Source organism: Pantoea sp. OXWO6B1 (assembly GCF_001641135.1).
Taxonomy (GTDB): domain Bacteria; phylum Pseudomonadota; class Gammaproteobacteria; order Enterobacterales; family Enterobacteriaceae; genus Pantoea; species Pantoea allii.
On sequence record NZ_LWLR01000001.1, the window covers coordinates 1,221,267 to 1,231,455 of the forward strand.

The window sequence follows — 10,189 nt, forward strand, 5'->3', positions numbered from 1 at the left end:
CGATGGTTAAACTTTTAGATATTTCGGATCAATTATTATTGATTAGACTGAGTTTGTTTATATTATTTTGTATGGATGCTTTAATTCTTTTTAATTCTTTTTTAAGAAGTTTTTTCCTGTCTTCTTCAGCCTTGGATGCATTATATTTTGCATTAATTTCTTCGAGTTTTTCTTCTCTAATATGAGAAGAACGGCCAATGAATTTTTTAGCAACTTCAACTAATATATGCTCTACAACTTCTCGAAAAATTTTGGAAGCTTTATTATCGATTATCCCTTCTCGCCCTGCTTTATCACGGAGATTAGGGTTGTGTTCTTTAGTTATTGATACACCACCAAAACAGGCTCTATTACTAAACATATACAGACCTGCATTTTTAGTACGTCTTTTTTCAATTTCAAAAAAATCGTTATCTTCCCTACCATATGGCATAACTCGTAAGTGATCACGAAATACCATTACGCCGCCAAACTGTTCACGTATTGTATCAAATTTAGTATGTTGTTCATCGGACAGTGTCGTATTCTTTTTTTGTACTTCAAATGTACCTAACCTCATGAAGAAAGGACCAAATCTAGTATCAATTCTTGTCTTATAATTAGTTTTTGGTTTTATAGTTATATTTTCGTACCACTCTCCAAAAGCTTTAACTCTTCCACTAAAAAAACCAGTTTCGTCAATATTCCCCTCAACTATATGCTCTAATTGTTCAAAATCGGTTATATCGAAATTTCTCACCTCATCAATAATCAATCTCTGGAGGTTACCATTCCACACTAATACGCTTGTTTTAAAATCAGAAACCTTACTTTCATCGTCACGGCGGAATGGATTAACGAAACTATTTAAGGTTTGTATAAAGCGCTCTTTAGCTCTAAGTTCAGAACCTTCCGCCTCTGAACCTGATTCTAAAGATAATTGGGCTGTCAAATCATAATGTATATCAGCAATGAACATTGCAGTACCACATTCTGAATTATTTTGCCAAACGGGCCAAGATTGAAAATGTTTTTCTGTAAAATAAACATCTATAGCGGTTTTTTCAATTGCAAGTTGCGTAATTTCTTTCTTTTGCTCGGTTTCTAACTCGCTAAATGCAGTCCAAGCACTTTCAATTCTTTTATCACGTGAGGCATCTTTTCCATCCCCCCAAATATTACTCATTAATGCATCAAACATGTCAGGTAATATATTTGATAGCTCACTTTTTGAATTGAACTCGGTAATGGGTATACTTATATCATTGAGCATTAAAAAAGGATTTTCAAATAATCTCCAGTCAAGCAAACATGCTACATAATTATTATTTTTCTTTTTTGATATGAGTAGCATCAAAGAGCCTAAAGCAGCGCAGGACAATCTACCGATACCCTTTTGACCTTGCTTCTCTCTTTTATCGACTATACCGTTACGTTCTTCTATAGGAACTTCTTTATTTGTTGCTTTAGATTCAGTGCCAACTGTTAGCCATTTATTGATTACATCTTCAATTGACATTCCATGACCGTTGTCGACAAGTGTGGCAACAGGAATTTCTCCATCAAAAATATTAAGCGATACACTTGTTGCATATGCATCGTATGAATTTTTCCATAACTCCGAAATAGCTGTAGGACAGTCGGCTATTTGCTCTCTGCCTAAGTGATCAATGGTTCTTGCTCTTGTTTGAAAATTAGCTGAAATAACCATTTTCGCCTCTTGAGATTATTTTAATTTTTCTGAAAATTAGACTATAAGTTGTGAGATTGATGATATTAATATTTCTCCGAGAAGAGGAGGGACTGCATTGCCTATTTGCCTGGCTTGTTCTGTTGTATTTCCTGTAAACAGGAAATCATCTGGGAACGTTTGAAGCCGTGCTGCATGTCTTAAGGTAATTCCATGGTTTTTCCACGGATGAACGAATCTTCCTTTAGATGGGTTATGGCACCCAGTTGTGATAGTATTTGAGGGCAAATGTATCATCATTCTGCCATATACATCTTTGTGTCCTTCATACCCGTCACTGTGACATTTTAATTGAAATTCTAATCCAGCATCAGCACGACTACCGTTTAAAACTGTAGCATTAAAACGCGCCTCCATATTTGGAGTAGGTTTCATATGTATGTTACAAGGATCATTTATATTTACAGGACTAGATTCAAACTCTAAGCTTTCAAGCATTTTAAGAATTTCATCTTTATTATAGTTTTTCTTTTTACTAAAATGTTCTGATAAATATCTTTCAATCAAAGCTGGAGTCAGTTTCTCGAAAACGGAAGATGCTGTACGCCACGCTTTTTTTCCATCAAACTTAACTTCAAAAGAAGATGGGCTAAAATGTGTTTTTAAAGGAGGGAAATGAATTTCTTTTTTATCTTTATAAATATCATTTCTTACACCCAAAATGAAAACTCTTTTACGATTCTGTGGTACCCCATAATCTCTTGCATTCAATATGGAGCAATGAGTAAGTGTATAATTATTGTCTTTAGATAGTTTTTTAAAATCGTCTAAGTAACTTTTGTGACGCTCCCATAGAAGACCTGATACATTTTCAACTAAGAATATTTTTGGCTGAAACTCATCAACAAAAGCAAAATACCTTAAGAGTAATTTATTTCGTGGATCATTAACGCCCGAATCTTTTAATCTGTGGCTTGAGAAACCTTGACAAGGTGGCCCACCAAGAATCAATGATAATTCTTTTTTTTCTAATTTTAATTCAGCTCTAAGCTCTTTAGGGCTTACTAAAAGTATATCTTTTTGTAAAAGCTTTGTTTCTCGTTTCAAACGATTAATTAAATTTTCTTTATACGTATGAGCGGCAGCCTTGTCGAATTCAATTGCAGCGACAACATCAACATATCCTAAATTATGAGCAGCTAAACTAAAACCACCTGCTCCCGCAAATAAATCTAATGCTTTCATGGCTTTCCGAATAAAGGTTAAAACTTTTCCATTATACATTATTCATATTAAATGACAAGCTTTGTTTTTGTTGTGATTTAATTGGAATAACATGTTATTACCCTTTCACTTCTTGAAAATTATGATTTTAAACAAGAATAATTTTAACCTGTTTTTATCTATTGAGTGTTTTCATTTCACTGCATTTAAAATGTATGATTAGAGTTAATTATTCACTGACTATTTTATAACTATCTATACGAAATTTCCTGTGATTGCGTATGGCACTATACACCTTCGCTAAATCTGCTTCCGTCATAGCAACCCTGCATCTGCTTACAACATAACAAACCCCACTCGCCCCCACCTCCGCAGGGGCAAGCCCATCAATCCTTACCAGTCAGTCAACCCAATCGCCTTCATCACCCGTTTTCTCATATGCACAGGCAGTGATGCCAGCTCCTCAATCGATCTCACCCGCGTCCCGTTGATCACGTCCCTGGGCTTAAAGCTGATAATGATCCGCCCCCAGGTCACTTTCACATCCAGTTGCACCCCAATGGGAAAACCCGCTGTTTTCAACCAACAGCCTTTAAGCGTAATCGCCGGAATGCGGCGGTAATCTGGAGTGCGGGTCACATAACCCACGGTCGCATAGCGCTGGGTGTAGTTTGTCTCTTTAGCTTCGTGGTGGCCTGAAATACAATCGATGGCAGTCATGATTACTATTCCTTACTTAATAGTGATTGTGATCAGCGATGCGGATGTGTTGCCCCACATTCGTATCGCGCTAAATTACCTGATGATTTAATCAGGGAGGCGGGAACGCATCGAGTGTGAAAAGAGAAAACTGCGAAAGGGCACGCAGAAAGATCTCGCTGATTTCAGAGAAGTTCATCGATTTTCGACCTGTATCCAGCTTCCCTCTTTGCCATCTCACAGACATATGAAAATCCAGGTAGATCAAGGCAGTTTCAAGCGCGGTTGAGGCTGGGGCAGACTGTTAAAAACACGCGATTTGAGCCGGTGTCAGGGAAGGGGGCGTTTTCTGTCGCATAACCACATTTCCCTGTCATGAAGACGCGTCATTAAAGGATGTGTGCTGCGTTCATGAAAAATGCTGTTTTAGCTGTCATGGGTAAGGTGTAACGATGCGCCTGAATATCTGAGACATCGGTTCGTAGTTCACATAAACACCGTCTATATTAGCCTGAACCCATTCTTCTGGTGCGATATGGTCCCAGTCAAGGTCGTAACCAGCAGCAAGAGAAAGATGCTCAAATAATAAGCGCTGGACTCTGCCATTCCCTTCGCGAAAGGGATGTATCATGTTAAATTCGCAGTAGTATTCAGCCGCTTTATCGCAGAAAGCATCTTTAGAAAGACCCGACAGCCAGTTATCGTTGTTTAATTTAGTGAATAATTTATTGGCTTCAGCGGTGATCCTGTCGCAATGACAAAACCGTGTCCCGCCTTTAGAAATATCTACGGTTCGCAGCGTACCTGCCCATTCATAGAGATTTGAAAAAAGCTGTCTGTGAAGCTGGCACATATAAGCCAGGTTGTAGGGTGGCTGGCTGAACACGATGTCGTTCACTGTTATCGCAGTGATCTCTCTTTCAGCCTTTTCAAGCACATCGGTCTCTTCGATATTGAGCTTGTTTTTTAATACAGCGCTACCCGGATAGCAGTAATGATCATTAGCGGCATCATACTTATCCATAAGCATTACCTCCTGTATTTTTTCAGGACACTTTCCAGCGATGGTTTTTCATTTGAAATATCAATGTCGATACCTTCCAGCTTTGAGCTACCTTTGAATTTTTTTAATTTTGTTTGCTCGTAATGCGCGTAAGGATCAAAAACGCTTGAACAAAAAACAAAAATGAATGAATCAACTTTTTGCTTCAGTTCCGTCCAGCTTTTGGCTTTGACATTGATTGTCAGAATGTCCGACACTTCTTGTTTTGATTGCTTAAAGTCTTCTTTATTACAGGCAGACTCTAATGCCTCTTTGTTTGAAGAGACAATGTTCTTAAGCTTTTTAATTTTAATGAAGAAGGAATCCCAGCCATTAACCTCGAGCTTATTATTCAGTTCTTGTTCAAAACTGTTCTTAAGCTCGAAGTAGGAGCCAAATTTTCTGAGATCATCTGTTGTCGATGCTTTCAATACTTCGCTTACTTTCATATCGATTAACACCTTCATCACCAATAGGCGGTCTATTATACAATTAGAGCGAGAAGGATGCGCAGAGATTTTGTGAGGCATGGCCCGATACCTGCACAGCAGAGCATCCACAGGGCCACCCAACCTAAAGTTTGGCACACGCTCCTCAGCATAAGCCAGTTAACCAGCCTGTCCTGTGTTCAGACATGGCTGCCAGTCACAGGTTTACTGAACCGGTTTGATAATAAACGCCGTGCCTCAACGTAACGCTTGCAGCCTGTCCTCCCTGAGCGGATCACCCAGGTCCGCGCAGAACGCAACCCATGAGACAGGGAGGGGTTTTGCTCGTGAACACAGCCCTGAGCGTTAACGCCTCATCTCCTTCACGCGACCAGCGCTTTTCTCAGGCTTTTCGTTCTGTGCGACATGCCCAGTGCGCCCCTCACTCACCCAAAACCCGCCCCATCCCCACCCACATCAAAAAAATTTTAAAAAAATTATTTTTTACGATCCATTCAGCCTGTTTTTTTCTCAGAAATATCCCTGGTAGATAAAAATAAAATCGGTGTCAGATAGGGAAATAAAGTCTGCCTTCGGAATAAGGCAGTATCTTATATAAGAAAGATCTGATGGCCTTAATAACACAATAACTCTTTTTAATTAACATGCGGCGTTTTAAGTGTATTGCCTAATTAAAAAACCGCCACTAGAATGCGCCGTGTCCGATAATGACGTTCTGTAACATGTTTATGTAAGACGATCATTACGGTATGCCAGGGAGGCAATTCCCTCGATCACCCTGGCATGGCATAGCATGAAATATGCCATCTGATATCATGCTCATATTACTTAATCGTAATAATAAAATAAGGAAATCACAGATGAAAAAAATCAATATGTCTGAAGCAAGCGCAGTTGTCGGTGGAACAACAACGTGTGTAAACAGCTTTGAGCTGAACCTGGTGGGCGACGCCACGGTATGTAACGCAGTAAAAACCTGTACCGATAAAAATGGTGTGGTGACGAAAACTTTCACCCCAGCCGCTATCATCAACTGCGGAAACGCAGGCTAAGATATCGCTCTTTATCACTAAATAAGAGTAAATTTCAGTAATATTTATTCTTAAAGGCGTTGTGTATTATATACAACGCCTTCCTGATAAATACTGAATGTGCCTTATTGTTGTATTCAGGATCGAAGCCCGCCATGAAAAAAAGAATTTCTTACGTGCTGGCCTATACCGTCTTTGTTGCGGTTATTTCAGCAGTGATTACCACCGCCTGGTTCCATATCTTCGTGTTAAATCAAACCAGCAGTGCAGAGCAGCAGGTGCTGACCTCGCTTTCTACCGACAAACTGGATAAAAGCCCGATTGCCGACGGCGACGATATTATCGAGATCTTCTCTTACGGCTGCCATTATTGTGAGATCAACGAAAAGAACGTAGACGAGCTGGAAAAACGGATGCCGGCGGGTAAAAAGCTGGTGCGTTTACATCTCAGCCTGGACAGTCAGGCCGGGCTGGCGCGCTATGCGCCGGTGTTCGCCACGCTGGAAGTCATGGGGATTGAAGAAGCCCATCGCCAGAGCGCCTATGATGCGGTGATGAAAGACAAGATTGATTTAAGTGATGCGACTCAGCGTGACGCGTGGCTGGAAAAAAATAAGATTAACGTCGCGGAATATCACAAAGTCAGTCAGTCCGCCGACGTGAAAGCGCGTCTGGATTATATGACGCGCGTTTCGCAGTATTACGATATCAACGCCACGCCGACCTTTATTGTCGCGAAAAAATGGATGGCGATTCAGGATCGTGATTTCCCGGCCTTCTCTGACAAACTGCTCTCTATTTTAGAAACAGGTAAGGCACCGGAGTAATAATGAAATTTTATGCCCTGTGGTGCGCGCTGTTCTGGCGGAACCTCACCGCCAGAAGTCAGTGGCTGGCGTATAAGTTCCAGCTGGCTGGCTACAGGGCGCATTGTTTATTATTTCGGTGTTTTCATTACCGTATTATTTTTGCGTTTGCCCACGTCAGGCGTTTTTTAAAATTAATCCCGCGTGATGTGAAATGGCGCGCAGCGGTGGCGGAAGCTAACCGTCAGTGTCTGCTGCAGGATAATAAAAAATTTGATTATATCTGGCTGACCCAGCGGCGAAAGTTGCTGATTGAGGCAGTGACCTACGGGCAGAATCGCCGGTTGTTGCGCGAGCTGGCGGCCTGTTCGGCACAGCTTAACGACGTGGTGGAGCCGCTCCAGCGCGCAGGGCAGCCGGTGCTTCTGGCGCCGCTGCACATGGTCTCGGACGTTCTGACTACAATGGTGGGCGCGGCGGCCTATCCGGGGAAAGCCACGGTGATCACCTCCCGCAGTGCGGATGCGCATTCCGAAGCCGAGCGGCGGCTGGGTGGGTTAGATCTCACCTATTGTTCGATTCATGAAGATAATAAAAATATTGCCGGAAACTTAATGACCTCGGTGATGGCGGCGGCGGAGAATAAACGCAATATTATTTTATTCCCCGACATTACGCCGGACTTCACCCAGTTTGCCAGTAAAGACAAAGCCGAGAAATTACCTTGCCGTTTATTTGATCGTCCGGCCAGTTTACACAGCGGAATTATCCGGTTGGCCAGAATGATGTCCGCGCAGGTGGTGTTTTATCATCTTTATTTTGATAACGGATTAAAAATAAAGGTGCACGATCCGTTAGCAGCCAGAAAACTCAAGGATGATATGCCGCGCATTATCGAGCAAAGCATTCGGGATTATTCGACTGACTGGATGCTGTGGCATTCCCACTCACTGTTTTTTATTAATGACTAAACAGCCATCACAAGAGAAAAGAACAGGGCGTTTTAGGGGTTAAATTATGGAAAATAGTATTCCAAAAATCGTTTATCAGGCGGAAACCAATGAATGTGCGTTGGCCTGTGTTGCTATGCTGGCGGAAACCCAGGGAATGGATGTGCCGCTGGACGTGCTGCGCGAACAGTATCCGGCGTCGGCCCACGGCACCGCACTGTCAACCCTGTGCACCATCCTGTCCGACCTGGGTATTCCGGCGTATCCGGTGGCTTTCGACCTGGATGAACTGGCAGAACTGCCGTTACCGGCCATTTTGCACTACGGCGCCAGCCATTATGTCCTGCTGGCCTACCGCCAGGGCAGCTATGTGTGCGTGATGAACCCGGCGATTGGCGAGCAGCTGTTACCCATTGCCGCGCTGCGATCCGAAATCAGCGGCTATGCGCTGGTGCTGGATAAAGACGCCATCGGCGAAAAGCCCGCCGTGGCAGCCCACAAGCGTACGCGGCGCTTCCGCGCGCTGGACTGCATGAGCCTGAAACAGACGGCAGGGATTCCGGGCATTTACCGCCTGATGCTGCTGGCGTTTCTGGTGTCGCTGACCCTGTTTATCATGCCGGTGATGGTCAGTTCGGCCATCAACAATGTGTTCTCCTCCGGCGGTGAACGCGATTTCCCGTACTTCTACTACCTGCTGGCGTTTGTGGTATCAACCCTGCTGGCCTTTGTCGTGCGCAGCGTCACCGAGCGCTTTATCAAACGGTTTGTGGTGATGCAAAGCGTCAGGGGGTTCGCCAGCCTGCTGAGCAATACGCTCGCGTACTTTGAAAAACGCAGTCCGGGTGAGATCTACAGTCGCTTCGCCAACTGGCAGATGGCGGCGGCCCAGAAAATCGAGCTGGATAACAGTCTGCGCACAGACTGGATCGTGGGCGTGATTGCGCTGGCGGTGATGTGTTACATCAGCCCGCTGCTTGCCACGATCTCCGCCGTGGGCGTGACCTTAATGGGCCTGGTCAGCGTCTGGGCGATTTTTCGCGATCGCTATTACACCCAGCAGGTGCAGGTGAAAAGCGCGGAGCAAAGTGACTTCCTGCTGGAGTCGATCCAGGGCTTCGCCACGCTGAAATCGGCGGGCCTGAGCGCTCAGCGTCAGACGGCGTTTGCCGGTTTTGCCGCGTCCCTGTTTGACGTCAGGCAGAAGCAGAAGGTGTACGAACAGGTCAAGAGCAGCCTGTACCAGCTGATTGGCAGCCTGGAGATGGTGTTTTTCATGCTGCTGGCCTTACCGCTGCTGAAAGACAACCACATCTCGCTGGGGGAGTTCTTCGCCTACAGCTTTGTGCGCCAGATTTTTACCGCCTATATCACCCAGATTTTCTTCTCGGTGTTGCAGAAGAACCAGCTGCACGTCATTGATACGCGGGCTGCCGATCTGTTTCCGCAGGCAGAAAAAGACGAGGACGCCGGGGCGCTCGTAGCGCCCGTCCACTTCACCCAGCGGCTCGATTACCGTGCGCTGCAGTTTGCCTACGAGCCGGGCAAGCCGGTGCTCAGCAACGTGTCTCTGGCGTTATGCCGGGGGGAAACCCTGGCGATTGTCGGCGAGTCCGGGGCCGGTAAAAGTACGCTGCTGAAAGTGATCACCGGGCTTATCGCGCCCCAGTCCGGCGAAATCCTGGTGGATGGCGAGCCGGTAAGCGCCCGTCAGGCACAGAAGCTGTTCTTCCTGCAAAGCCAGGGGGACATCCTGTTCAACACCAGCGTCCTGCAAAATATCACGCTGTTCGATCGCCATCACGACGCGCAAAAACAGCTGCGCATTGATGCGTCCCTGCGCGGCCTGAAGCTCACCGATGTGATTGACAGCCTGCCGGGGAAACAAAACGCGCTGATCCGCGAAAGCCATCCCGCCCTGTCGCTGGGGCAGCGTCAGCGGCTGATGCTGGCGCGTGCCATGTACAGCGACTGTCCGGTGATGGTGCTGGACGAACCCACCGCCAACCTTGACGAACAGACCGCGCTGCAGGTGATGCAAACCCTGATCGACCACTGTCGTGAATACGGCAAAACGCTGATCGCCGTGACGCACAGTGAAACGGCACTGCCGCTGTTTGACCGCATCTGCGTGCTGAGAAATGAACAGATGCAAGAGGTTCAGGACGCGGCGGAGACGGGCAGGCTGCCTCAGGGGGAACCGGCGTGAGTGCCGTCATAAAAAAACGTCCCGTGCTGAGCGCAAAATTCTCTAAACCCGTTTTTCTGCTGGTCGCACTGCTGCTTATTCTGCTGGCGGGCGGCGCCTGGGTGCTGCAC

Annotated in this window: 9 protein-coding genes; 4 read left to right on the forward strand and 5 right to left on the reverse strand. The window is 45.2% G+C overall.

The window, feature by feature from the left end; genetic code table 11:
• Window positions 1-28: 28 nt before the first annotated feature.
• From A6A26_RS25960 to A6A26_RS07955, 5 genes are all read right to left on the reverse strand, one after another.
• The gene (locus A6A26_RS25960; RefSeq protein WP_253851875.1) at window positions 29-1,690 is read right to left on the reverse strand and encodes an ATP-binding protein; all 1,662 of its coding nucleotides are present in this window, start codon (window positions 1,688-1,690) and stop codon (window positions 29-31) included.
• 36 nt (window positions 1,691-1,726) lie between these two features.
• On the reverse strand, window positions 1,727-2,914 hold the full coding sequence (locus A6A26_RS07940; protein WP_063878235.1) for a DNA cytosine methyltransferase: 1,188 nt from the start codon (window positions 2,912-2,914) through the stop codon (window positions 1,727-1,729).
• A gap of 372 nt (window positions 2,915-3,286) precedes the next feature.
• Window positions 3,287-3,613 (reverse strand): SymE family type I addiction module toxin, encoded by a 327-nt coding sequence (locus A6A26_RS07945; RefSeq protein WP_063878236.1) that lies wholly within the window; start codon window positions 3,611-3,613, stop codon window positions 3,287-3,289.
• A 412-nt stretch (window positions 3,614-4,025) separates the two neighbouring features.
• Window positions 4,026-4,616: a putative adenosine monophosphate-protein transferase Fic gene (locus A6A26_RS07950; protein WP_063881091.1), complete on the reverse strand. Its 591-nt coding sequence runs from the start codon at window positions 4,614-4,616 to the stop codon at window positions 4,026-4,028.
• Between the two features lie 5 nt (window positions 4,617-4,621).
• Window positions 4,622-5,221: a YhfG family protein gene (locus A6A26_RS07955; protein WP_156506649.1), complete on the reverse strand. Its 600-nt coding sequence runs from the start codon at window positions 5,219-5,221 to the stop codon at window positions 4,622-4,624.
• A 722-nt stretch (window positions 5,222-5,943) separates the two neighbouring features.
• Here A6A26_RS07955 and A6A26_RS07960 point away from each other — a divergent pair.
• The 4 genes from A6A26_RS07960 to A6A26_RS07975 all read left to right on the forward strand — a co-directional run bounded on the left by A6A26_RS07960 (window position 5,944) and on the right by A6A26_RS07975 (window position 10,079).
• Window positions 5,944-6,135, forward strand: a complete 192-nt coding sequence (locus tag A6A26_RS07960) for a DUF4762 family protein (RefSeq protein WP_063878238.1) — start codon at window positions 5,944-5,946, stop codon at window positions 6,133-6,135.
• Between the two features lie 134 nt (window positions 6,136-6,269).
• Window positions 6,270-6,941 (forward strand): DsbA family protein, encoded by a 672-nt coding sequence (locus A6A26_RS07965; protein WP_063878239.1) that lies wholly within the window; start codon window positions 6,270-6,272, stop codon window positions 6,939-6,941.
• Between the two features lie 2 nt (window positions 6,942-6,943).
• A complete protein-coding gene (locus A6A26_RS07970; RefSeq protein WP_063878240.1) occupies window positions 6,944-7,891 on the forward strand; it encodes a lysophospholipid acyltransferase family protein in 948 nt (315 codons plus the stop codon).
• Window positions 7,892-7,937: 46 nt separating this feature from the next.
• The gene (locus tag A6A26_RS07975) at window positions 7,938-10,079 is read left to right on the forward strand and encodes a peptidase domain-containing ABC transporter (RefSeq protein ID WP_063878241.1); all 2,142 of its coding nucleotides are present in this window, start codon (window positions 7,938-7,940) and stop codon (window positions 10,077-10,079) included.
• Window positions 10,080-10,189: the final 110 nt, after the last annotated feature.